This is a genomic window from Mongoliitalea sp. (genome assembly GCF_054166905.1).
Genome location: NZ_JBSZCK010000035.1, coordinates 41,479 through 62,664 on the forward strand (window position 1 = coordinate 41,479; position 21,186 = coordinate 62,664).

At 38.4% G+C, this 21,186-nt stretch carries 26 protein-coding genes; 15 read left to right on the forward strand and 11 right to left on the reverse strand.

Going from position 1 to position 21,186, the window contains the following annotated elements; translation table 11 throughout:
* Nucleotides 1–19: 19 nt before the first annotated feature.
* On the reverse strand, nucleotides 20–1,402 hold the full coding sequence (locus ACXIUD_RS13010; protein ID WP_458053078.1) for an amidohydrolase family protein: 1,383 nt from the start codon (nucleotides 1,400–1,402) through the stop codon (nucleotides 20–22).
* A gap of 7 nt (nucleotides 1,403–1,409) precedes the next feature.
* Nucleotides 1,410–3,116 (reverse strand): amidohydrolase family protein, encoded by a 1,707-nt coding sequence (locus tag ACXIUD_RS13015; protein ID WP_458053079.1) that lies wholly within the window; start codon nucleotides 3,114–3,116, stop codon nucleotides 1,410–1,412.
* 248 nt (nucleotides 3,117–3,364) lie between these two features.
* Between ACXIUD_RS13015 and ACXIUD_RS13020 the strand changes: the two genes are divergently transcribed.
* The 11 genes from ACXIUD_RS13020 (at nucleotide 3,365) to ACXIUD_RS13070 (ending at nucleotide 10,938) form a co-directional block, all read left to right on the forward strand.
* Nucleotides 3,365–3,727, forward strand: a complete 363-nt coding sequence (locus ACXIUD_RS13020) for a response regulator transcription factor (protein WP_458053080.1) — start codon at nucleotides 3,365–3,367, stop codon at nucleotides 3,725–3,727.
* Nucleotides 3,728–3,800: 73 nt separating this feature from the next.
* Complete coding sequence (locus ACXIUD_RS13025) at nucleotides 3,801–4,937, forward strand: HEAT repeat domain-containing protein (RefSeq protein WP_458053081.1); 1,137 nt, start codon at nucleotides 3,801–3,803, stop codon at nucleotides 4,935–4,937.
* Complete coding sequence (locus ACXIUD_RS13030; protein WP_458053082.1) at nucleotides 4,934–6,397, forward strand: glycosyltransferase family 2 protein; 1,464 nt, start codon at nucleotides 4,934–4,936, stop codon at nucleotides 6,395–6,397. The genes ACXIUD_RS13025 and ACXIUD_RS13030 overlap by 4 nt, the downstream gene beginning before the upstream one ends.
* A complete protein-coding gene (locus ACXIUD_RS13035; protein ID WP_458053083.1) occupies nucleotides 6,372–7,646 on the forward strand; it encodes a YaiO family outer membrane beta-barrel protein in 1,275 nt (424 codons plus the stop codon). Before ACXIUD_RS13030 ends, ACXIUD_RS13035 begins: the two co-directional genes overlap by 26 nt.
* 128 nt (nucleotides 7,647–7,774) lie before the next feature.
* Entirely contained in the window at nucleotides 7,775–8,131 is a 357-nt protein-coding gene (locus ACXIUD_RS13040) for a response regulator transcription factor (RefSeq protein WP_458053084.1), read from the forward strand.
* Nucleotides 8,132–8,210: 79 nt separating this feature from the next.
* Nucleotides 8,211–8,756, forward strand: a complete 546-nt coding sequence (locus ACXIUD_RS13045) for a class I SAM-dependent methyltransferase (RefSeq protein WP_458053085.1) — start codon at nucleotides 8,211–8,213, stop codon at nucleotides 8,754–8,756.
* A 1-nt stretch (nucleotide 8,757) separates the two neighbouring features.
* Nucleotides 8,758–9,030, forward strand: a complete 273-nt coding sequence (locus ACXIUD_RS13050; protein ID WP_458053086.1) for a DUF3253 domain-containing protein — start codon at nucleotides 8,758–8,760, stop codon at nucleotides 9,028–9,030.
* 62 nt (nucleotides 9,031–9,092) lie between these two features.
* The gene (gene msrA / locus ACXIUD_RS13055) at nucleotides 9,093–9,716 is read left to right on the forward strand and encodes a peptide-methionine (S)-S-oxide reductase MsrA (protein WP_458053087.1); all 624 of its coding nucleotides are present in this window, start codon (nucleotides 9,093–9,095) and stop codon (nucleotides 9,714–9,716) included.
* A 65-nt stretch (nucleotides 9,717–9,781) separates the two neighbouring features.
* Entirely contained in the window at nucleotides 9,782–10,276 is a 495-nt protein-coding gene (locus tag ACXIUD_RS13060; protein ID WP_458053088.1) for a DUF4920 domain-containing protein, read from the forward strand.
* Nucleotides 10,269–10,697 carry a hypothetical protein gene (locus ACXIUD_RS13065; protein WP_458053089.1) on the forward strand — a complete coding sequence of 143 codons (429 nt, stop codon included), beginning with the start codon at nucleotides 10,269–10,271 and terminating at the stop codon, nucleotides 10,695–10,697. The genes ACXIUD_RS13060 and ACXIUD_RS13065 overlap by 8 nt, the downstream gene beginning before the upstream one ends.
* Nucleotide 10,698: 1 nt before the next feature.
* The gene (locus ACXIUD_RS13070) at nucleotides 10,699–10,938 is read left to right on the forward strand and encodes a hypothetical protein (protein ID WP_189585641.1); all 240 of its coding nucleotides are present in this window, start codon (nucleotides 10,699–10,701) and stop codon (nucleotides 10,936–10,938) included.
* 36 nt (nucleotides 10,939–10,974) lie between these two features.
* Here ACXIUD_RS13070 and ACXIUD_RS13075 read toward each other — a convergent pair whose 3' ends face one another.
* Nucleotides 10,975–11,883, reverse strand: a complete 909-nt coding sequence (locus ACXIUD_RS13075) for an HAEPLYID family protein (RefSeq protein ID WP_458053146.1) — start codon at nucleotides 11,881–11,883, stop codon at nucleotides 10,975–10,977.
* A gap of 47 nt (nucleotides 11,884–11,930) precedes the next feature.
* A complete protein-coding gene (locus tag ACXIUD_RS13080) occupies nucleotides 11,931–12,302 on the reverse strand; it encodes a hypothetical protein (RefSeq protein ID WP_458053090.1) in 372 nt (123 codons plus the stop codon).
* Nucleotides 12,303–12,409: 107 nt separating this feature from the next.
* On the opposite strand from ACXIUD_RS13080, the gene ACXIUD_RS13085 reads away from it, so the two are divergent.
* Nucleotides 12,410–12,802 (forward strand): DUF983 domain-containing protein, encoded by a 393-nt coding sequence (locus ACXIUD_RS13085; RefSeq protein WP_458053091.1) that lies wholly within the window; start codon nucleotides 12,410–12,412, stop codon nucleotides 12,800–12,802.
* A 27-nt stretch (nucleotides 12,803–12,829) separates the two neighbouring features.
* Here ACXIUD_RS13085 and ACXIUD_RS13090 read toward each other — a convergent pair whose 3' ends face one another.
* On the reverse strand, nucleotides 12,830–14,236 hold the full coding sequence (locus tag ACXIUD_RS13090; protein WP_458053092.1) for an alkaline phosphatase: 1,407 nt from the start codon (nucleotides 14,234–14,236) through the stop codon (nucleotides 12,830–12,832).
* A 114-nt stretch (nucleotides 14,237–14,350) separates the two neighbouring features.
* Here ACXIUD_RS13090 and ACXIUD_RS13095 point away from each other — a divergent pair, with 114 nt between their 5' ends.
* Genes ACXIUD_RS13095 through ACXIUD_RS13105 form a run of 3 tightly spaced genes read left to right on the forward strand, consistent with a single transcriptional unit; the run spans nucleotide 14,351 to nucleotide 15,465 of the window.
* Nucleotides 14,351–14,731 carry an alkyl hydroperoxide reductase gene (locus ACXIUD_RS13095; protein WP_458053093.1) on the forward strand — a complete coding sequence of 127 codons (381 nt, stop codon included), beginning with the start codon at nucleotides 14,351–14,353 and terminating at the stop codon, nucleotides 14,729–14,731.
* 1 nt (nucleotide 14,732) lies between these two features.
* On the forward strand, nucleotides 14,733–15,101 hold the full coding sequence (locus ACXIUD_RS13100) for a DoxX family protein (protein WP_458053094.1): 369 nt from the start codon (nucleotides 14,733–14,735) through the stop codon (nucleotides 15,099–15,101).
* Between the two features lies 1 nt (nucleotide 15,102).
* Complete coding sequence (locus tag ACXIUD_RS13105) at nucleotides 15,103–15,465, forward strand: DUF2237 family protein (protein WP_458053095.1); 363 nt, start codon at nucleotides 15,103–15,105, stop codon at nucleotides 15,463–15,465.
* Between the two features lies 1 nt (nucleotide 15,466).
* Here ACXIUD_RS13105 and ACXIUD_RS13110 read toward each other — a convergent pair whose 3' ends face one another.
* The 6 genes from ACXIUD_RS13110 to ACXIUD_RS13135 all read right to left on the reverse strand — a co-directional run bounded on the left by ACXIUD_RS13110 (nucleotide 15,467) and on the right by ACXIUD_RS13135 (nucleotide 21,123).
* On the reverse strand, nucleotides 15,467–16,009 hold the full coding sequence (locus tag ACXIUD_RS13110) for a hypothetical protein (RefSeq protein ID WP_458053096.1): 543 nt from the start codon (nucleotides 16,007–16,009) through the stop codon (nucleotides 15,467–15,469).
* Between the two features lie 124 nt (nucleotides 16,010–16,133).
* Complete coding sequence (locus ACXIUD_RS13115) at nucleotides 16,134–17,378, reverse strand: glutamate-5-semialdehyde dehydrogenase (protein ID WP_458053097.1); 1,245 nt, start codon at nucleotides 17,376–17,378, stop codon at nucleotides 16,134–16,136.
* On the reverse strand, nucleotides 17,371–18,462 hold the full coding sequence (gene proB / locus ACXIUD_RS13120; RefSeq protein ID WP_458053098.1) for a glutamate 5-kinase: 1,092 nt from the start codon (nucleotides 18,460–18,462) through the stop codon (nucleotides 17,371–17,373). The genes ACXIUD_RS13115 and proB overlap by 8 nt, the downstream gene beginning before the upstream one ends.
* 84 nt (nucleotides 18,463–18,546) lie before the next feature.
* Complete coding sequence (locus tag ACXIUD_RS13125) at nucleotides 18,547–18,921, reverse strand: response regulator (RefSeq protein ID WP_458053099.1); 375 nt, start codon at nucleotides 18,919–18,921, stop codon at nucleotides 18,547–18,549.
* A 254-nt stretch (nucleotides 18,922–19,175) separates the two neighbouring features.
* Entirely contained in the window at nucleotides 19,176–20,804 is a 1,629-nt protein-coding gene (gene groL, locus ACXIUD_RS13130; RefSeq protein WP_458053100.1) for a chaperonin GroEL, read from the reverse strand.
* 40 nt (nucleotides 20,805–20,844) lie between these two features.
* A complete protein-coding gene (locus ACXIUD_RS13135) occupies nucleotides 20,845–21,123 on the reverse strand; it encodes a co-chaperone GroES (RefSeq protein WP_189585608.1) in 279 nt (92 codons plus the stop codon).
* Nucleotides 21,124–21,186 lie beyond the last annotated feature (63 nt).

The window sequence follows — 21,186 nt, forward strand, 5'->3', positions numbered from 1 at the left end:
TCTATGTTTGGGAACTACATTAATGTGAATGATTGAATAAGCTTCTACCGAAATTAGTGAAGAAGAAATCTACACCATGCATACACCGGTGCTCATGCTCTTTCAAGAAGATAGGTTCTACAATTTCAGAAGCACTTACCCGCAAGCGCATATCATTATCATCTTCATGGATGTCAAAGTACTTGACACCATCCACAAATGTCATCTGAGGTATGGCGTAAACGGATAGCGGGTGTTCATTGAACAATACCAAATCTGCTTGCTTGCCTTCTTCAATGGATCCAACCTTGTCCGCAATTCCCAATTGCTTGGCAGGATTGATAGTAATCAAAGCCAATGTTTCTTGATCATTCAACTCACCATAGCGCTGTGCTTTTCCTGCTTCGTGGTAGAGGTGACGGATCAATTCCCCTGAATCAGAGTTGATGGAAGTGATGACATTGTTTCTGGTTAAGATAGCTGCATTGTAAGCCGTGGAATAATATACTTCAAACTTATATGCCCACCAATCTGCAAATACTGAAGCTCCCATGGTGTACTCTGCTAGTTCAGGAGCTACTTTGAAACCTTCATTCACGTGTGAAAATACGATATTTGTAATTCCAAACTCTCTACAAGTATTGATTAAGGCATAAATTTCGTCTGCACGGTAAGAGTGGCAATGAATGATGATTTTTCCATCCAAGATATCAGCCAATGTTTCGAGACGCTCATCGTATTTGGGAGGAACTGGAGTTGCACCTCTAACTTTCAAAGCATTATTGTAGTCTTCCCATGCCTTTTTGTATTGGATAGCTTCGTTAAATCCATTTCTGATCACAGCATCTACGCCCATACGGGTTCTTGGTTGGATGCCATTGCCTCTTCCATGTACACGTGTAGGGTTTTCACCGAGTGCAAATTTAATGGTGCGAGGAGCTTCTTTCATAAAGAGGTCTTCTGGGTTACCAGAACCGTATCTATGCTTCAATGTGATGTTTTGTCCTCCAATCGCATTCGCTGAACCATGCATGGCATGAGAGATAGTTACACCTCCAGCCAAAGCTCTGTATAATCCGATATCGTAAGGGTTGACAACATCCGCCATTTTTACTTCGGAAGTAATTGGAGCAGTGGCTTCATTGACGGCATCTAGAGCCACATGAGAGTGGGCATCAATAATTCCTGGCATCAAATACATTCCATCAGCATCGATCACTTCGACGGAAGCAGGTGCTGAAAGATTCTTTCCTATTCTTCTGATGATTCCGTTCTCTACCAAAACGTCTGTACCTTCCAAATCACCATTGGTCACCGTAAGTACATGTGCATTTTTTATTAAAACAGAACCTGTCGGGGTTTGGGCAACTGACCAGCTCATAGGCAATAGACTGATCAAGAATGCTTGTAATATCTTTTTCATAAGTTTTCTATTGATTGAGTTGATTTGGTTTTTTGGTAGCTTTCAATGGGAAGCTACCAAAATCAGCAATGGAAAGGTTGCCCGAGTAATTGGAACCATCCACCAAGCCACTTACATTGACATCCAGGTTCATTCCGCCCGCAGCAACAGAAAATGTGAATTTCAACTCATTGTTATTCCATGAAATATTTCTCATATCAGCAGTATCTTTACCAGCACCTGTTGGACTGTCATAAGTAATAGTTCCTGCATAAGAAGAGCCATCTCTTTTAATTTCCATCACTCCGCTTCCGCTGCCGGCAGGTGTTTCAGAAATGTACTCCCATGCTCCACTTAAATCTGTAGAGCCATTGGCGGGATTGCCATTACCTTCTTTTTTTGCAGCTTTTACTTCGTAATTGAAAACATACCCATCTGCAATAACATGTTTGATTTGAGTGTTTTCAGAAAATAAAGGGCCCGTAGTAAGCATGATATTGGCCAATTTGCCTTTTTCAACAGTTCCAACAAATCTTGAAATTCCTAAAATACTTGCCGCATTAGTGGTTAATGCGGCTAGTGCTGCTTTTTCAGACAGTCCGGCTTTTACCATCAAATCCAGGTTTTTGTTGAAATCTGTAGGTCTGATTCCTGTGCTTGTAAATGCAAAAGGAACACCTTCTTTTTCAAAAGCTGCTGCTTGACCGAGAGCTTTCTGATAAGATTCTTCTACACGTTTTAATTTTTCTCCCCCTTCATCCGTAAGCTCATCCTTTTTAGCTTTCGCAGCGCCATTTTCAGGTAGTTTTAGGCTTAGTATTGCTATGCTGCCTGTTTTTTTGATATCAGCGATCAGGTTTTCTGATTCTTGTAATCCAATAAGGCCCAAAGAAAAACCAAGTTCTTTTTGAAGCATCATCGCTCTTCTGCCATCTAAATCGTTATTTACCTCAAAAAGTACAGGTATTTGTTTATCGATAACAGGATAAAGAGCTTCATAAGTTTTGTTTCTTTCGGGTCTGCTGATTCCTGCAGCAGAAGCAAAGGTGCGGTCATGTTTGGCAGACAATTCAGTGTTTTTGTACACATCCCTGAATTTTGCCATCACTCCCAAGGTAGTTCCAGGATAAAGGCTTCTTCCTCCTCCTGAATTCCTCAATTTGGCGTAAAGTGCGTTTTGCTTACCTATTATATTGCTGGAATTAGGACCTCCATAGGTGACGATAGCTGTTTTTCCAGGAATCATCCCGCCTTCCGGTGCTATTTGAGCTATTGTAAAACCGAGTTTTCGCCAATCGCCGATGCTGTTGTTTTTAGCATCGTAATAATCCAATACTTGTCTCCAAGGTGTGACCCCCGCAATTTCGTCAGATGGCTTGGAAGGATTGAAATCAGATGGGCGCTCTGGATCCGCAGGCCTGGAAACACCTGCCGTAGTAAATGCGTCAATGAATGCATGGTAGGCATACAATGAATCACCTGCTATGAGCTGTGCTTCGGGAGGAATGCGTAGGTTTTTACCTACATCTTGGATGAGTCCATCCTTTATTATAATTGAAGTCTGAACAGCATTGCTACCGGGACTTGCTACGAGGTTGACATTTTGGATGACATACGTGCCACTGACTCTCTTTTGTGCGGTTGGGTCACTTTGACTATACAGACCAGAAACACTCAGAAATATCACCAAAAGCATCAACCCTAAGTTCTTGACGATTTGTGATTGAAATAGCATCAGAAAATGGTGGTTTAATTGATTTAATGTTTCAGAAATCTACTTCATAAAAAAAGAGTAAAAAATTTTTTTTATTTTTTTTGACGCATTATTTGAGGAACGGCAAATATTTCGAGACATAATACAAATTACAATATTTGTATTTTTGGCAAAAAAAATTTCAATTTTTTGCGTTTTCATTGCATTGTTTTTTGTTTTTTTCCTCTTTACCTTTAGATCATACTAGGAGAAATTAAAGGAAAAAAGCCATGAAAAACGTGCTAATAATTGAGGATGACAAGCTGATATCTAGCTTGGTTCGCTTCAGATTAAGTAAAGAAGGCTATAATGTTACTACGGTTGAGGATGGTCTTACAGGTTTGTCAGCTATCGAGAATGGTAACCATGATTTGATCATAACTGACGTTATGATTCCTTTCAAAAACGGGATTGAAATCCTGAATCATTCCAAGAAAATCAATCCAAAAATCCCTGTTATTGTTCTGAGTTCATTAGGAGAAGAAGAGAGTACAGTTATCAGAGCATTTGAATTGGGAGCTTCGGATTTTATTCCTAAACCATTCAATCCAAACGAACTGTCAGTTCGTGTCAAAAGATTGATGCGAAATTAATTCAAAAGTTTTGGGAGTTGATAGTCTTTATTTATACCTTGAATCAGTTTAAAGGCTTCCCCAGCAATAGCATATGTCATATTTGTCCGCTTATATTTTAGCGACATTCAGCTTTGTAGATGACTTCATCCGTTTTCGGGATGGTTCGTATTTGTCACACGCGCTGAATGTCGCTTTAGTTGTTTTAGTGCTTTCAGTACTTTATTTACTATTTCAACTATACATTGTCAGGTCAAGAAAATTCCGTTCAGAAAGTCGCAGGAGAATCCTACAGAACAAAATCAACAACTTTTTATCTGAGTTAATTTTTTCGGATGATCAATCTGAGAAAGCCTATGATAATCAAATCAACAAATTCAAGAAAAAAGTACCAATCGACCAAAATTGGTGTAAAGACTTATTGATCCAAAATATCATTGATTTGGATAGGAATTTTAAAGGCGAGGTAAAATCTAAATTGCTCTCTATTTACTTCAAATTGGGATTGCAGGATTACACTTTGGCATTGGTTAAATCTCCGTTTTGGTTCTATAAAACAAAGGGTTTGTATTATTGGAGAGAGTTAAAATACGGAGGAAAATTATCCTTGGTTAAAAAACTGATTACGTCTAAAAATCCTAATCTTAGATCTTCTGCTTTAATTACATATATTTCTTTGGCCGAAGTTGGACCTTTGAGTGTATTGGAAGAATATTCAGAGTCCATCAGTTTAGTAGAAGGGTTGAATATTTTAGAGATTATTCAGCGTACAAAAATCAAGAAACCAGCTAATTTGGGGGCATGGCTCAAATTTGAGGAGCCCAGTCAATTGATTTTCGCCATTAAACTTATCGTATACTATAATGATTTAAGTTCATCTGAAGGTATAGTTAAGTTATTATATAGTGAAAATCAAAAAGTTAGATTAGTAGCTATTGAAGCTTGCAGAAGAATGTTTTTGGTGGAGTCCGAGCCAGTACTTCGGGATATATTTGCCAGAGATGTAGAAGAAAACCAGTTGGCTATAATCAAAACACTTGCTGAAATTGGAAGTGAGGAAGCTGTTTCATTTTTGCAAACACTCATTCATTCTTCACAAAACTCAGAAATTGTCATTGCTTGCATGTATGCACTTGCGTCATTAGATAGTAATTTTGAAAATCATAGTTTTGAAACTGAAGATCTTCAAGCTGCCAAAGCGCACGTCCTAGACCCCTATTTGACCCAATGAGAGAGATTTTAGAAGTTTTACTTAAGTTTTTTGAGGTTTTCATCACTGGTTTTGCCAGTATTTACATTTTGGCTTATGTAGCGATGGCTGTTGGTTCCTTTTTGGCAATCAAGCGATACAACAATGCAAAGTATACCATCAAGGATGAAGTGTTGGTGAAATCCAATAATTTAGTAGGTGTTTCTATTGTCGCTCCGGCATTTAATGAGGGTTTGAATATCATTTACAATGTCCGTTCACTCCTTTCGCTTAACTATCCAAATTTTGAAGTAGTCATCATCAATGATGGAAGCACAGATGATACTTTAGAGAAGTTGATCAGGGAATTTGAGCTGGTAAAGGTTAATTTTTATTATGAGGAGAAAATTCCGACAAGACCTGTACGTGGACATTATAAATCTACCAATCCTGTGTATTCAAAATTATTGGTGGTAGACAAAGAAAATGGTAAAAGTAAGGCTGATGCCTCCAATGCCGGTATCAATTCAGCCAAGTATCCCTTGTTTTTGTGTACAGATGTGGATTGTATTTTGAGAAGCGATACCATTATGAAATTGGCTAAGCCATTCATGACTTCCAAAAAAAGGACAATTGCATCCGGTGCAGCAATCCGTGCATCCAATTCCTGCGAAGTGAAAGATGGTTTTATGATGAAAATTCGCTTTCCTCAAAACTGGTGGGCATCTTTCCAAGAGTTGGAATATATCCGTGCATTTTTGATGGGTAGAATGGCATGGAGTGAAATCAATGGTCTTTTGCTGGTTTCTGGAGGATTAGGTCTATTTGACAAAGAAATCGCAATTAAGGCAGGAGGATATTGGCACAAGTCTCTTGGAGAAGATATGGAGTTGATTACCCGTATGCGAAAGCATATGTACGACAATAAGCTTGCTTTTGAAATCACCTATATTCCCGAGTCCTTGTGTTGGACAGAAGTACCAGCTACCAAAGATGTATTGATTCGTCAGCGGGTTCGTTGGGCTAGAGGCTTGATTCAGACTTTATACTTGCACAGGGACATGTTATTTAGGCCAAAATATGGGAAGACCGCTTTTTTGATTCTTCCATATTTTTGGCTCTATGAGTTTATGGTGCCAATCTTAGAAGTATTGGGTTTGACTGCGTTAATATTAAGCTTCTTTTTAATAGATGTCAATACGGCCTATTTTATCAAAGCAACAGGGGTGGTATACCTGTTTTATTTGACAGTAACACTTCTTTCAGTTCTATGGGATGAGGTTTTTTATGGACATTACAGTAGTAAAAAAGAAGTCTTTCAATTGGTTTGGAAGGCAGTATTGGAACCCATTGCTTACCACCCTTTTAATGTGTATGCTTCCATGAAAGGGTATTACCATTTTCTAACCAATAAAGAACAGAAATGGGGCAATATGCAAAGACAAGGTTTTACAACAGCTAAAAAAAAGACATCAAATGAAACGCACATTTCTAACAATTAGTTTTTGCCTATCATTGGTTTTGGTACCTTTTATGGATACTTATGCCCAGAAAGTAGATACCGATAGTCTTTTGATAGCTGCAATCCAAGTAACCAATCAAGAAAAGGATTATCCTAAAGCAATTGCTATGGCGAGACAAGGTGCTTCCTTAGCCCCTGATTACTTGGATTTTCATTTATTATTGGGAAGACTTTATCGATTTACAGGTCAAGCCGATAGTGCCCGTTATTTTCTCAATTATGTCTTGGAAAAAAGTACAGCTTATGAAGATGCCTATACTTATTTGGTGGGCTTAGAGTTGGAAGAAGGTGAAATGGAGGCAGGCTTGAAGGTAGTGGATCAAGCTATTCAGCAATTTCCTGATAAGAGTCAATTTTATAGGTTAAAACTAGCATTGGTTCGTTTAGATGACGATATCAGAACAGAATTTGATTACTTAAAAACACTTGTACAGCGCTTTCCGGAAGATTCCGATTTGCGTCAACAGTTGAATAATTTGGAGTTGCGATTAGACAATCAACGAGTCGGGGTAAATTATTCCATTACGGCCTTTGATCGGGACGGAGTAGGTCCTTGGCATTTGGTGGGTGCGCAATATATTCGGGAAAGAAGATGGGGTTCCATCATTGGAAGAGTGAATTATGCCAATCGTCTGAGTGCAGGGCAATCCATAGATTCGGGTGTTCAGTATGAGTTAGAGTCCTATTTCTTTACAGGGAAACGCTCTTATTCCTATGCAGGTGTGGCATTTAGCTCTTCGTTGGTATTTCCGGAACAACGCTATTCCTATTCCTTTTTCCAAAATCTGGACAGAGGCTGGGAATGGGAAGCTGGCCTTCGCTACAACAGTGTTAATCCTCCCGAGGGTAGAAGAAATTTTCGCTCAGTAGTGTTGGGAGGAGGGAAATACATTGGTTCCAGTTGGTTAAATTTAAGGGCTTTTATTCAAAATGAAGAGGAGGATTTTTATCCAGCATTCACTTTAGTCTATAGGTACTTTATTGATAGCCGATTTGATTTTGCGACCATTATTTTAGGATATGGAACGTCCCCGGACGAAAGACCCACACTTGGTCAGTTTGAAAATCGGGTAGCATTGGATTCTTACCGTGCAGGAGTGGGCTATCATCGTTTATTAGCTAATACCATAGTTGCTGGTGTTCAGGCCACGTATAATTATCAAGAATTTTTTCCTGGCAGAACCCAGCAAGAGTTTGAATTTTCTGTGACAATTAATTACAAATTCTAACATCTTGCTAATTCCCTTATGATAAACGGCTACTGATTGGATTATTCTATTAAATTTGTAATTCTAGTTTAAATATGACGAGTCAATGATGTTGACTCCACCATACTATAGTCGTCTCCCTAAGAATAATGAAGAAAATATTAGTAATCGAGGATGATGAGCTCATCTTAAAGATGGTCGATTTCAAACTCAAAAAAGAGGGGTATCAAGTGTACATATCCAGAGATGGTGATCATGCGTTGAAAGCTTTCGAAGAAGTCAGGCCTGATTTGGTTCTGACAGATTTGATGGTCCCATTTAAGTCTGGTCTTGAAGTTACTTATTGGGTTAAAAAACATTACCCTGATATACCAGTTCTGGTTTTTTCCGCTTTAGGTGATGAAGAAAGTTCTGTACAGCAGGCTTTTAAGTTAGGAGCAAGCGACTTTATTACCAAGCCATTCAATCCGAATGAACTGGTGTTGCGCATCAAAAGGTTTGTTTAGGTGTATACTGCTTAAAAGTCTTCGGAGAAAAGACTAGTGATTAATCCTTCCCAAAACTAACTTCAGAAGTCAACCTAATATGAGTGATAAAACTGCATTATTAAAAGAGTTGTATTCAAATATTTCAACTACTGGAGCTCTAAGCTTTAGTTCCAAGAGATTGGTGAATAAAATGATTTCTTATGCAGATTTCAAAAATGCTAAATTGATTGTAGAAATGGGAGGTGGTGATGGTAGTATCACTCGAGGGATAATGTCCGAGATGGGTGCAGATGCAGAACTGTTGGTTTTTGAAGTTAATGAGTATTTTTGTCAGTTGCTGAAAAAGGAGTTTCAATCTGAACAAATCCAAATAATCTGTGATTCTGCCGCAAATATTGATACATACATTCAAGGAAGGAAAGTTGATTTGATTTTATCTTCGCTTCCTTTGAGTTTGATTGATAAAGATGTAAAAAATAGTCTTTATCAAAAGAGTGTAGAATGTTTGAGTGAAAATGGGAGATTTATTCAGATTTGTTATTCGTATTTTTTACGTTTCGAATTCAGAAGGTTTTTTAAGCAGATGCAAATTCATTTTACTTTAAAAAACTTTCCACCTGTCTTCATCATGGTCTGTAAGTGAAATGTTTATCCAAAAAAGAAATCAATATATTGAACCAAACCCACTTCGTCAAGCTATTCTTGAAATGATACGAATGCGTCCTAATACTTCTTTTTGCCCTTCTGAGGTAGTGAGATGGATGTATCCCCAAGCCTGGAGGGTATTTTTGGATGATGTAAGAGAGGAAATGATGCGTTTGTATAAAGAAGGACTTATTGAGGTAACTCAAAAAGGCATTTCTGTTAATCCTGCGGAAGATCCGAAAGGACCTGTACGGATTTCCCGTAAAAAATGAGGAAACATTCCTGAGTTTTTTGGTGTTTTGAGCACATGAAGTTTTCTATTTTATTTTCAGTAATGGTACTAGTTGCCTCAGTAGCCTGTGGACAGCAAAACCGAAGACAACAAACTATGCAAGATTTACCTAAAACTACCGTACAAGTGCCTGATAATTTAGAAGTAGCAACTCTTGGTTCAGGTTGCTTTTGGTGTATTGAAGCCATTTATCAAGATCTAAAAGGTGTGTACGATGTAAAGTCCGGGTATAGTGGTGGACACGTGAATCAGCCGACTTATAGACAGATTACCACCGGCACTACCGGGCATGCAGAAGTTATCCAATTCTTTTACGATCCAAAAGTGTTAAGCTTTGAGGATGTATTGGAGATTTTTTGGTCTACGCATGATCCGACTACTTTAAATCGTCAAGGGGCAGATGTAGGTCCTCAATACCGGTCAGCTGTTTTTTATCACAACGATGAGCAAAAAGAAATTGCGGAGTTTTACAAAAAACGTTTGAATGAATCAGGTGCTTTTAATAGACCGATAGTTACGGAAATCACTGCATTTAGCAATTTTTTCGTAGCTGAGGATTACCATCAAAACTATTTCAAGGATAATGGCATGCAGCCCTATTGTCAGTTTGTGATACGTCCCAAAGTGGAGAAGTTTAAACAGGCATTTGCTGAAAAGCTAAAATAGTCTGAGAGTTATCATTGTTTTATTTGATGACTCTCAGTAGTTTTGATACATTAAATCAAAGCACCATGAAAAAAATACTTGCAATTCTCTTAGGTTTGAGCTTAGTGGCTTGCCAATCTCAAGAAAAGTCTGTTGATGAAGAAGTAACTACTGAAAATCTGCCTACTGGTATGTTTGGAGATGAAATTTCTGCATCCAATCCACTCACCTTAGCTAGTTTGGTTACAGCATTAGAAGAGTCAGATGAGTTTGAAGGCAAGGTTTTTGGCGAAATCAAGGATGTCTGTTCCATGAAGGGATGCTGGATGACAATAGATCTTCCTAACGGAGAGACGATGAGAGTTACATTTAAAGATTACGGATTTTTTGTGCCAAAAAATGCACATGGATATCCTGTAATAATCGAAGGGGTGGCTTCTAAAAAATTTACCGATGTAGCTACTTTGAAGCATTATGCTGAAGATGCAGGTAAATCGCAAGAGGAAATCGATGCCATAACAAGTCCAAAAGTAGAATACGCTTTTGAGGCTGTTGGTGTAATTATTCAAGAGAATGCGTAATCTATTATTGATTAGTGTTTTTCTTGGGTTGTTTTCGGTTTCTTGTACGACCAAAGAAACGAAACAAGAGGAAACTACGCGCTACCCCAATGAGGATGCTCCCTTAGCTTTATTGATGCGGGCTATGTTTGAAGATATGCAAGAAATCAAAGATGCTGTCGAAAAGGGGGATGCTATCAAAAGTTACCTTTCCAAGCATCAGGAGTTACTAACAGCAAGAGCAACCAATCCTAATGTCAAAACAGCCACTTTTGAATTAATGGGTAATGCATATTTGGAAAACTTGAAACTAATGGAAAAAAGTACTGAGGAAGAATTGATTTCGAATTATAAAATGCTTGTGGAAACATGTCTTGCCTGTCATCAGCAGTACTGTCCCGGGCCAATAAAACGTATTAACTTATTAAACTTGCCTTTGTAATATGGCTATGTCGTTGGATAGTTTGAGGGTTGGAAGAGTCTATACCTTTGTCAATAATGGTGAAAAAAGAACCTTGGAAGTGTTAGCAAAACTTTCTGGATCTGATTTTAAAGTGAAGGATTTGGATACGACCGAAGTATATACATTCGAAGAATTGCTTCGATGGGGAAAAGGTAAAGATTATGACTTGGATGAGGTGATTGACCAATTTGGAAAAGGAATTGTACCCAAACAGTTTTAATAAAAAAATCTCAGGCTAAACACCTGAGATTTTTTGTTAGTGGAATGTTTTGAAATGAGGCTCGTAGATTATACGCATAAATGAACTTAATCCCGTGTTGTCCCGGTTACCCACAGGTATTCCTGTAACAATACCAATCATGAGATTTTCTGCCAGGCCCACACGCATTTGAGGTCTTAAGACTGTTTCTAATTTGCCATTATGGATTTCTTTATTGATCTCTACTCCTATGAAATTTCTTGTACCAGTGATCATGTAATGAAAATTCGTATGGATTTCATAGGTGATGTCACGTCTTTGGTTAAAGAGTTTTTCTATACGTGGACCTGTGTAAATCAAGGTATGGTAGTTAGAACTCCAACGCTTGGCAGCAATAAAAAAGGGATTATAAATATTTCCTTTGAATAATTCACCACCTCTACCCAGTCTATTCAAATCCACAAATTCAAATTCGTGAATGTACCCTAATGCAAGGGTGGATTTGTATTTTTCAGATACTAAAAAAGACCATTGAGTAGCTAGTTTTAAAGATTCAACTCGATTATTTGGACGCTCTAAATCGTTGTTAGGAAGACTGTTTCTCCAAGAATAAAGTGTCACCGGCACCTCGATTTCAAATCCCAATCTGTCAATAGGAGCCCACTCGTACTCTATGAGGCCTTCATATTCATCATATCCTCTTCTGTCCGTCATGCCTACTCCCAAATTCCACTCGCGTTCGCCCTTTCTTGCTCCCAAGTCTCGTATTAGGTCAATATATAAAGGTTCAGCATGTAGAACTTTTGGTTTAAGATTGCTCTGAGGTTTTTCCACTTCAGCAATAAACATACTATCCAAAAGCATCCGTTCTATTTTGGTGCTGTCAATTAGGATTTGATCATCTTGTGCCATTCCCGGTGCCACACTGATGCACAGGAGCGCCAGAATAGCGATAATTAGTTTAATTTTCATACGATTTTTTTTAATGATTGAAGAAAAATTGGTTTCAAACATTAAGCTTTGGGGGGAGGTGAGTTAGTCTCAATTTTGATGCTTTCAAACAAATTGAGGTAATAGGCATTGCAGTGCTGTTGCTGTACAAAAATCTTTTGGCTAATTATTTTGCTGATATCTTGGTGATACAGTTTTAAATCTTTGAATTTGCGTTGCTCTTGGGGTACTTCTGTGTCAGGTATGGTTTTTTCGTCCATATCAAAGAAATACTCCAAGACAAGTTCTGCTAAGGTATCAATAGGATCAACCAGCTGATGCTTGTTGACAAGTGTCTGAGGGGTGTAAAAATCAGCAGAAAGGTTGATAAAGTTGACAAGCGTCAACAATACCAAAACTTTGCACAAGATGCTATTACTGATTTTTTTAATCATACCGCAAAATTAATGAAAATATGGAAAATTTGTCCATTGCCATGATACGTGACTCAAATCACGAAGTTGCTAAAGTTTTTAAGTATTTTTGTAGGTATTCAAGTATTATGGAAAGAAGAAGTTTAAGTAGTGCCATAGTTAATGGCAAATGTCCTCGATGTAGAGAAGGGAATGTTTTCCCTACCCCCATTATGAGCTATACCAAATTGACCCAGGTCAATCATAAATGCGCGACCTGTAAAGCAGTTCTAACACCAGAGCCTGATTTTTTTTATGGAGCAATGTATATCAGTTATGCATTTTCAGTGGCCTTAATGGTCACGATTTTTGTGGCCATCAACGTACTCTTTGATAGAGCTCCAGTTACTTATTATGTGGTTACCATTATCGTATTAAATATTGCTTTAGTACCTTTAATGCTTCGGTATTCCAAAGTGCTTTATTTGTATGGAGTTAGTAAATTATCCTACGACCCACAATGGAAAAATAAAAAGGCATAACTTCTTTTCGCTATGCCTCTTAACTCTTTAAACCATAAACTCCCGTGGCATTCCAGCTGCTTCTAACAAAAAGTTGTGGAGTTCAAAGTTTCGCACAAATCCCTTTAAGTTTTCACTTCCAGGCCCAAACATGGCCAATTCCACATGATCTGCCGAGTGGTTGGTGCCCGCCCATTGTACAGATGTATGTGAGGATTGTAAATTGGCATAGACGGCTACCGGTAGTCTATTAGTATTGTATAAGCCATCTTCTCCCAAAGTAAAGCCTTTTAAGATTGCGGAGGCATCTTCCTCGGACATTACATAATTTTGATGCGCTTCGACAAACTCTATCAATCGGTTTGCTGTAAAATCAGGGGTGATCTGATTTAATATCCACTCATTGGAAGCTTTGGTGTTATAGAGTTTTTCGAAGTTTCTGTTCGCTTGGTTTCCATAAAATAAACCCGGATTGCTATTTCCGTGGTCAGTTGTAATGATCACTAGTGTTTCACCATCTGCTTGTGCAAAGTCCATGGCTACTTTAACAGCTTCATCAAAATCAACTTGGTCATACAATAAAGCTGCTGTATCATTGGCATGAGCAGCCCAATCTACTTTACCACCTTCGACTTGCATTACAAAACCTTGAGGATTTTTGCTCAAATGCCTGATAGCTGTTTGAGTCATTTCTGCTAGGCTAGGGGTAATTGCCTTCAAATCATCATCGTTTTCCCTGTCAATTGCGTAGGGAAGACCTTCATCTGCAAAAACTCCTAAGATAGGTTTAGAACCACTTAAAGAATTCAACTCATCTTTGGTTTGTACAAAGTCAATTCCAGCTTGTCTAGATGCGGCTATCAGATCTTTTCTGTCCGTTCGTTTATCGGAACTGAAATAGTTTAATCCACCACCCAACATGCAGTCAAACTTAAGTTCTATATAATCTTCTGCGATAATAGGTTGAGCGTTTCTGCTTGAATTATTGACACAAAAAGAGGCAGGTGTTGCATGGGTAATCTGAACACTTGTTACACAGCCAACAGCCTTTCCTGCGGCCTTGAATTTTTGAAGAATTGGTATAGGTTTTTCTCCGTTAGGGCCAATATTCAGTGCGCCATTTCTTACACGCATGCCGCCTCCCCATGCAGATCCCGCTGCTGCTGAATCGGTCACAAAAGAATTGGCGGAAGCTGTTTCCATCAATGCTCGACGGACAGTATTCTCTTCGTAGAGCTTTATCCATTCGCTTGATCTTCCTTCTTTACGCTTGAGCAAGATGTCTGCCATAGCTAAGGTGCCGGTGCTCATTCCATCACTTACCAAAAAAATAATGTTTTTAGCAATGCCATTTTTATTGAAATCTACAGATCCAAAAGCTTGAAAGCTGCTTCCTAGAGCTCCTAATCCAATTGTGCTGAGTACACCTTTCCTAAAAAACTCTCTTCTTTTCATCGTTTTTCTTGGCAAAATACTAGATAAATTACGAAGAGGTAGGTATTCCTTGTTACATTTTTATTAACAAACAAAAAACAAAACTTATTGGCGAGCATTCCTGTTAATCGGTTTATGAAACTAATCTTAAAGCTAGCAGCAGTTTATAATATCTTATGGGGTGCTTGGGTTGTCTTGTTTCCTCAGCACTTTTTTGAGATGGTAGGAATGGAACCTATTAATCATCCCATGGTGTGGCAAGGAATGGGAATGGTCATTGGTGTATATGGGTTGGGCTATTGGTGGGCTAGTTTCGATCCTATCAAGCATTGGCCCATTGTTGCGGTTGGATTTTTAGGCAAAATATTCGGACCGTTAGGCTTTGTATTTAACTATCTAAATGGAGACGCACCGGGTGCATTTGGCTACATGTTGATCAGCAACGATTTGATTTGGTGGATTCCGTTTTTTATAATTTTGAAGAAAGCTTATCAAATGCATAAATTTTCGGCATAATATGAAAACACTAGCAGCATATGCATTAGCAGGATTCTTTCTGGTAGGAGGTTTGAATCATTTTATCAATCCGCACTTTTACCTGCCTTTGATACCGGATTATTTACCTTATCCAGAGTTCTTAAATCTTGTTTCCGGTTTTTTGGAGATTATAGCAGGTCTAGCTCTAGTGATTCCTAAGTTTAGAAAGATGGGAGCATGGTTGGTTATTATACTGATGGTATTATTTATACCTTCGCATGTATATTTTATTCAAATTGGCTCTTGTGTAGAGAACGGATTATGTGTTCCTGAGTGGGTGGCTTGGGTACGACTTCTAGTCATTCATCCGCTGTTAATTTATTGGGCTTGGATCGTTAAAAATGTATAGTATGGCTTTGAATGTATTTGGAGAACCCCTGATCGTTTGTAGTACAGCTCCTTTGACCGGGTATTACAGAAATGGCTGTTGTGAAACAGGGGAAGAAGACTTAGGAACGCACACGGTATGTGCAATCATGACAGATGATTTTTTGCAGTTTAGTTTGAGTAGAGGAAATGATTTGATCACTCCCAGACCAGAGTGGGCATTTCCTGGATTGAAAGCTGGTGACCGATGGTGCCTTTGTGCCTCCCGATGGATGGAGGCTTACAGCGTGGGATTGGCTCCCGAGATTATTTTGGAGGCGACTCATGAAAAAACACTTAATTACATCTCCTTGGAAGAATTGGTGAAGTATTCTTATCGTTCGTAAGTTACTCTACTAAAAAAGGACTTACAAACGGTTCAGATAATATAGTGCCGTCCCTTAAGGTAACCAATAGGTTTGCTTTTAATTGCTGAAACTCTCCAATGTTTTGGTTGAAGCGGAAACTAAAAAACTGTCGGCTATCTCTAAAATCGCGCAATCTGTTCAGTTGTATATCATTGGTATTACTCAAAAGAAATGCGATATCAGTACCCACGGAAAACCCATTAAAAGGTTCATTTAAAATAACCATAATATTACTGATATTTTCTACGAAGAATCGGGGTTCACAATCAATCTGCGCTAAAGCTAGTCCTGGAATCCAAGAACCTAAATTTGCCTGTTGAAAAGACTGATAAGCCAGTTCAAAGTTTAATCGGAAATCCCTAAAGGAGACTGTATCAGTGCTGCTAACTGCTACCTGATTTATGAATGGGGAAAAAAATATTTGTTCTATTCCTACAACATTCACTCTACGTATACTGGGGCAACCTTCTGCATCAAATTCCAAACTTACTGTGCATGCCCAAAAAGCAAGCATGAATAACATGCAAACACAGGATCTGGAAAAACTTAGATAAGACCAAAACTTTTTATACATACCTCAGATAAATTACCTTCAATTGTTTAATTTACAGTTATTTATCCGTTTGTTCAATAAAAATGTTTCAAAACTATCGAATTTGTCCAGTCCCTCGGATGATCCATTTATAACTTGTTAACTCGGTGAGCGCCATAGGACCTCTTGCATGCAGCTTTTGTGTACTAATACCAATTTCAGCTCCCATTCCAAATTGATTACCATCCGTGAATGCGGTAGAGGCATTTGCATATACTGCAGCAGCATCCACTGCTTGTAGAAACTGTTGAATAGCCTGTTCATCTTCTGCAATAATGGCTTCAGAATGTTTGGAACTATACTTTTGGATATGATCTAGGGCATTGTCCATAGAATCCACTGTTTTGATAGCCATTTTTAGCGATAAAAATTCAGTTCCAAAATGTGATTCATCCGCTTGTTTAATCAGCGAACTTCCTAAAACTTCCAATATCTGAAAGGACTGATCGTCAGCGTAAACCTCTACTGATGCATCCAAAATAGGCCTTATAAGTCTTGGTAGATCCTGCAATCTAGCTTGATGGATGATCAGACAATCCAAACTATTGCAGACTGATGGTCTCCGGGTTTTGGCATTGAAGATAATTGCAGCACCTTTTTCATTGTCTCCACTTTTATCAAAGTATGTGTGAACGATTCCTGCTCCAGTTTCAATTACAGGTACTTTTGAGTTGGCTCGGACGTATTCAATTAAATTTTGGCTTCCTCTTGGAATGATTACATCCACGAAGCCTACTGCTTGCAAAAGTGCATGGGTAGCTGTTCTATCGGCAGGAAGTAAGCAAATGGCTTCTTGGGGTAATCCGTTATTCCTTAAAGCTTGTTGAATTAACTCTACCAAAATAGCATTGGATGCATGTGCATCAGAACCTCCTTTAAGAATCAAAGCGTTTCCAGATTTGATGGCAAGAGAAAACACATCAATGGTAACATTGGGTCGAGATTCATAGATGATGCCGAGTACTCCAAGTGGAACAGTTTGTTTTTGTAGGTAGAGTCCATTGGCGAGTGAACGTTCTTCCAATATTTTCCCCAAGGGATTAGGCAGTGCTTTTACTTGCTCGATTTCTTCTATAATTCCATCAATTCGGGGTTCCGAGAGTTGAAGACGGTCATAGCGTGGATCTGAGGGGCTCATTTTAGCTAAATCTTCTGCATTGGCTGAAAGAATTGCAGGAATATTTTCCTGAAGCTGTAAAATCAATTCATTCAATACATTTTGAACCTTAACTCTCGATAAAGACGCTAATGTTCGGGTTGTTTTTTGTGTGTCCTGAAATAAAAAATCCAAATTAGTCATGATGGGATATGTATAAATAATCGTAGTGGATAAATGGTTTTTGGTTTTTCTGACCAATGATTTGGCTTAATTGTTCACTGCTGTATTCTGCCTTACCAACACCGATTTGTTGGCTGAACTCATTTTTGATAGCAATGATATCACCCTTTTCAAAGGTTCCTTTGAAGGAAGTTATTCCTATGGGCAGTAGTGAGTTGATTTTTTCTGAAAGTAAAATTTCCTCAGCACCTTTGTTAATATTTACTGCTGCTTTAGAGTACTGCTCCCCAAATGCTAACCATTTTTTCGGGCTTTGTTTTCTATCTTTTGCTACGAAAATTGTGCAGGGTACTGTTGGATCTTTGGTTAAGTCTTCCAAAATATTCGCCTTTTTTCCATTGGCAATGATAACCTGAATTCCCAAATCTGCTGATTTAAAAGCCATCCGCAGTTTGGTAAGCATTCCGCCTCTACCAAATGAAGATTTTTCGTTACTAACCACATGTGAGATTTCAGGAATTGACCCTGAGATTTTGGCAATCAAGTTGGATTCAGGGTGGGAGGGAGGGCCATCAAATACTCCATCTACACTCGTCAATAAAACTAATGTATCTGCATTAACCATGGCTGCTGTAAGTGAAGCCAATTCATCATTATCTGTAAACATCAATTCCGTAATTGCCACGGTATCGTTTTCATTGATAATTGGGATAATTCTATGAGATAATAAGCCTTCAATGCAACTTCTCATATTGAGGAAATGCTTTCTGTCTCGAAAATCCTCTTTGGTTACTAAAATTTGAGCCACCTGCAGTCCCTGTTCCTCAAATAATACCTGATAGTTATGGATTAAACGAATCTGTCCTGTTGAGGCATAAATTTGCTTTTTTAGGATAGGGTCAGTCTTTGCAGGTATATTGATGGCTTGCCTACCATAGGCCACTGCTCCAGAACTTATAAGGACGATCCTCTTTCCAAGTTTTTGGAGCCATGAAATTTGCTTCACTAGAGCTGTTAGGGTGTTCGCATCAGGAGACCCGTCCGTATTGGTCAGGACATTGGAGCCTACTTTTAAAACTATCGTTTGATGGTTAGGTGCAATCACGGAAATAATGTTAGCAAGTGAAAATTTATCTGAATTGTAAATTTACTAACTAACTGATGGGAAAAATAAAAAAATCGAAATAGATTATAAGATGGATTGAAATTTTTCTGGTGTAAGTGGCTTTTCAATAAATCCTTTTACACAAGCATAGGAATTTGCTTTCACACGGTCTTGAAAGTCAATGGAACTCGATAGCATGACAATTTTATCTGGTCTATGCTGGAAGTTTTCTACGTAAAAATTCAAAAAATCCCAACCATTCATCACGGGCATATTAATATCCAATAGAATTAGTGCATTTTCATCTTCTGCCAAACTTTTTAACTTTTCTAAAGCTTTCTCAGCTTCTAAAAATTCCTCTACTCTTTCAGAAACTTTGGTTTTTGAAATGAGACGCTTATTTATCAAATTGTTGATAGGGTCATCATCGACCAAAATTATGGTAGAATATTTAGGCATGAATAATAATTACTAATGTACTAAGTTCAGGGATTGTCAAATATAAGTACTCTTACGGATTAATCGATACTAAGGGGTTTAAAATCCAATTTTATTTTTTTTACTTATTTTAGGTTTCCAAGCTCAATAACGTGAAAAAATCCTATTGTAGGCTTATTTTAGGTTATAAAAATAATATAAGTTTGATTTGTACAAATTAAAAGAGGTTGTGAAAACTCACAACCTCTAATGTTTGTATGTTCAGGGTCAATGGATTACATCATTCCACCCATTCCTCCTCCGCCCATTGGAGGCATCGCAGGAGTGTCTTCTTTTACATCTGCTACCACACACTCAGTTGTCAATAGCAAGGCTGCGATAGAAGCTGCATTTTCCAATGCAAGTCGTGTAACTTTCGTTGGGTCAATTACACCTGCTTCAAATAGATCTTCGTAAACATCAGTTCTTGCATTGTAACCGAAGTGGCCAGTGTTTTCTTTGATTTTGTTGACTACAACAGAACCTTCACCACCTGCGTTTTCCACGATTGTTCTCAAAGGAGCTTCGATGGCGATTCTTACGATGTTCACACCGGTATCCTGATCGTCATTATCACCTTTGACTGCATCCAAAGCAGAAGAAGCTCTTACAAGGGCAACGCCACCACCTACTACAACACCTTCTTGTACAGCTGCTCTAGTAGCATGCAATGCATCATCCACTCTGTCTTTCTTCTCTTTCATTTCAACTTCAGTAGCCGCACCAATATACAAGATAGCTACACCACCAGAAAGTTTAGCAAGTCTTTCTTGCAATTTCTCCTTATCGTAATCAGAAGTAGTTTTTTCGATTTGAGCTTTAATCTCATTGATTCTAGCTTGGATAGCGCTGCTATCACCAGAACCATTAACGATTGTAGTATTGTCTTTATCGATGTTAACCTTTTCAGCAGTTCCAAGGTACTCGATAGTAGCATTTTCTAATTTGTATCCTCTTTCCTCAGAGATAACAGTACCGCCCGTCAAAATTGCGATATCTTCCAACATTGCTTTTCTTCTATCACCAAATCCAGGAGCTTTAACAGCAGCTACTTTCAAAGCACCTCTGATTTTGTTCACTACCAAGGTAGCTAAAGCTTCACCGTCAACATCTTCAGCGATGATTACCAAAGGTCTTCCAGACTGAGCGACTGGCTCCAATACTGGAAGCAATTCTTTCATGGAAGAGATTTTCTTATCATAGATTAAAATGTAAGGTCTATCCAATTCAGCTTCCATTTTCTCCGTGTTGGTAACGAAGTAAGGAGAAAGGTAACCTCTGTCAAACTGCATACCTTCTACAGTTCTAACTTCAGTTTCAGTACCTTTTGCTTCTTCTACGGTGATGACACCATCTTTGCCCACCTTGTCCATTGCATCAGCAATCATTTTACCGATTTCCTCATCATTATTTGCGGACACGGTAGCAACTTGCTGAATTTCTTTAGAAGTAGAGATAGCTTTGGAGTTTTCTTTTAACTGAGCTACGACGGCAGCAACTGCCTTGTCTATACCTCTTTTCAAATCCATTGGATTAGCACCTGCTGCTACGTTTTTGATACCAGCATTAAAGATAGCTTGGGTCAAAACAGTAGCAGTAGTCGTACCATCACCTGCGTTGTCAGCAGTCTTGGAAGCAACTTCTTTTACCAACTGAGCACCCATATTTTCGATTGGCTCAGCCAATTCGATTTCTTTTGCTACAGACACACCATCTTTAGTAATGGTAGGAGCACCAAATTTTTTGTCGATGATAACATTTCTACCCTTAGGTCCCAATGTTACTTTTACTGCATCGGCAAGAGCGTCTACGCCTTTTTTCAGTCTGTCTCTTGCGTCGGTATCGAAAAATAGTTCTTTAGCCATTTTCTTTTTTGTTTAATGTTTTAGTGTTTACAATAGATGATTAAAGGATTGCAAAGATGTCAGATTCTCTCATGATCAGGTAATCTTGACCATCTACTGAAAGCTCTGTACCGGCATACTTGCCATACAACACTGTGTCACCTACTTTAACAGTCAATGGTTCATCTTTTTTACCACTTCCTACGGCTACCACAGTTCCTTTCTGAGGTTTTTCTTTAGCAGTGTCCGGAATAAAAAGACCGGAAGCAGTTTTCTCTTCAGCTGCAGCAGGCTCCACTAGAACTCTGTCTGCAAGAGGTTGGATGTTAACTTTTGACATAACTATTAAATTGTTTAAGGTTAGTTCTAAAATTGTTTATACCCACCCCAATCCATTCTTGTG

What these genes read in the sequence shown, in the direction of transcription:
- ACXIUD_RS13010 (WP_458053078.1), bottom strand. Translation starts at nt 1,402, where the DNA reads ATGAAAAAGATATTACAAGCATTCTTGATCAGTCTATTGCCTATGAGC.
- ACXIUD_RS13015 (WP_458053079.1), bottom strand. Translation starts at nt 3,116, where the DNA reads ATGCTATTTCAATCACAAATCGTCAAGAACTTAGGGTTGATGCTTTTG.
- ACXIUD_RS13020 (WP_458053080.1), top strand. Translation starts at nt 3,365, where the DNA reads ATGAAAAACGTGCTAATAATTGAGGATGACAAGCTGATATCTAGCTTG.
- ACXIUD_RS13025 (WP_458053081.1), top strand. Translation starts at nt 3,801, where the DNA reads ATGTCATATTTGTCCGCTTATATTTTAGCGACATTCAGCTTTGTAGAT.
- ACXIUD_RS13030 (WP_458053082.1), top strand. Translation starts at nt 4,934, where the DNA reads ATGAGAGAGATTTTAGAAGTTTTACTTAAGTTTTTTGAGGTTTTCATC.
- ACXIUD_RS13035 (WP_458053083.1), top strand. Translation starts at nt 6,372, where the DNA reads ATGAAACGCACATTTCTAACAATTAGTTTTTGCCTATCATTGGTTTTG.
- ACXIUD_RS13040 (WP_458053084.1), top strand. Translation starts at nt 7,775, where the DNA reads ATGAAGAAAATATTAGTAATCGAGGATGATGAGCTCATCTTAAAGATG.
- ACXIUD_RS13045 (WP_458053085.1), top strand. Translation starts at nt 8,211, where the DNA reads ATGAGTGATAAAACTGCATTATTAAAAGAGTTGTATTCAAATATTTCA.
- ACXIUD_RS13050 (WP_458053086.1), top strand. Translation starts at nt 8,758, where the DNA reads ATGTTTATCCAAAAAAGAAATCAATATATTGAACCAAACCCACTTCGT.
- msrA (WP_458053087.1), top strand. Translation starts at nt 9,093, where the DNA reads ATGGTACTAGTTGCCTCAGTAGCCTGTGGACAGCAAAACCGAAGACAA.
- ACXIUD_RS13060 (WP_458053088.1), top strand. Translation starts at nt 9,782, where the DNA reads ATGAAAAAAATACTTGCAATTCTCTTAGGTTTGAGCTTAGTGGCTTGC.
- ACXIUD_RS13065 (WP_458053089.1), top strand. Translation starts at nt 10,269, where the DNA reads ATGCGTAATCTATTATTGATTAGTGTTTTTCTTGGGTTGTTTTCGGTT.
- ACXIUD_RS13070 (WP_189585641.1), top strand. Translation starts at nt 10,699, where the DNA reads ATGGCTATGTCGTTGGATAGTTTGAGGGTTGGAAGAGTCTATACCTTT.
- ACXIUD_RS13080 (WP_458053090.1), bottom strand. Translation starts at nt 12,302, where the DNA reads ATGATTAAAAAAATCAGTAATAGCATCTTGTGCAAAGTTTTGGTATTG.
- ACXIUD_RS13085 (WP_458053091.1), top strand. Translation starts at nt 12,410, where the DNA reads ATGGAAAGAAGAAGTTTAAGTAGTGCCATAGTTAATGGCAAATGTCCT.
- ACXIUD_RS13090 (WP_458053092.1), bottom strand. Translation starts at nt 14,236, where the DNA reads ATGAAAAGAAGAGAGTTTTTTAGGAAAGGTGTACTCAGCACAATTGGA.
- ACXIUD_RS13095 (WP_458053093.1), top strand. Translation starts at nt 14,351, where the DNA reads ATGAAACTAATCTTAAAGCTAGCAGCAGTTTATAATATCTTATGGGGT.
- ACXIUD_RS13100 (WP_458053094.1), top strand. Translation starts at nt 14,733, where the DNA reads ATGAAAACACTAGCAGCATATGCATTAGCAGGATTCTTTCTGGTAGGA.
- ACXIUD_RS13105 (WP_458053095.1), top strand. Translation starts at nt 15,103, where the DNA reads ATGGCTTTGAATGTATTTGGAGAACCCCTGATCGTTTGTAGTACAGCT.
- ACXIUD_RS13110 (WP_458053096.1), bottom strand. Translation starts at nt 16,009, where the DNA reads ATGTTATTCATGCTTGCTTTTTGGGCATGCACAGTAAGTTTGGAATTT.
- ACXIUD_RS13115 (WP_458053097.1), bottom strand. Translation starts at nt 17,378, where the DNA reads ATGACTAATTTGGATTTTTTATTTCAGGACACACAAAAAACAACCCGA.
- ACXIUD_RS13125 (WP_458053099.1), bottom strand. Translation starts at nt 18,921, where the DNA reads ATGCCTAAATATTCTACCATAATTTTGGTCGATGATGACCCTATCAAC.
- groL (WP_458053100.1), bottom strand. Translation starts at nt 20,804, where the DNA reads ATGGCTAAAGAACTATTTTTCGATACCGACGCAAGAGACAGACTGAAA.
- ACXIUD_RS13135 (WP_189585608.1), bottom strand. Translation starts at nt 21,123, where the DNA reads ATGTCAAAAGTTAACATCCAACCTCTTGCAGACAGAGTTCTAGTGGAG.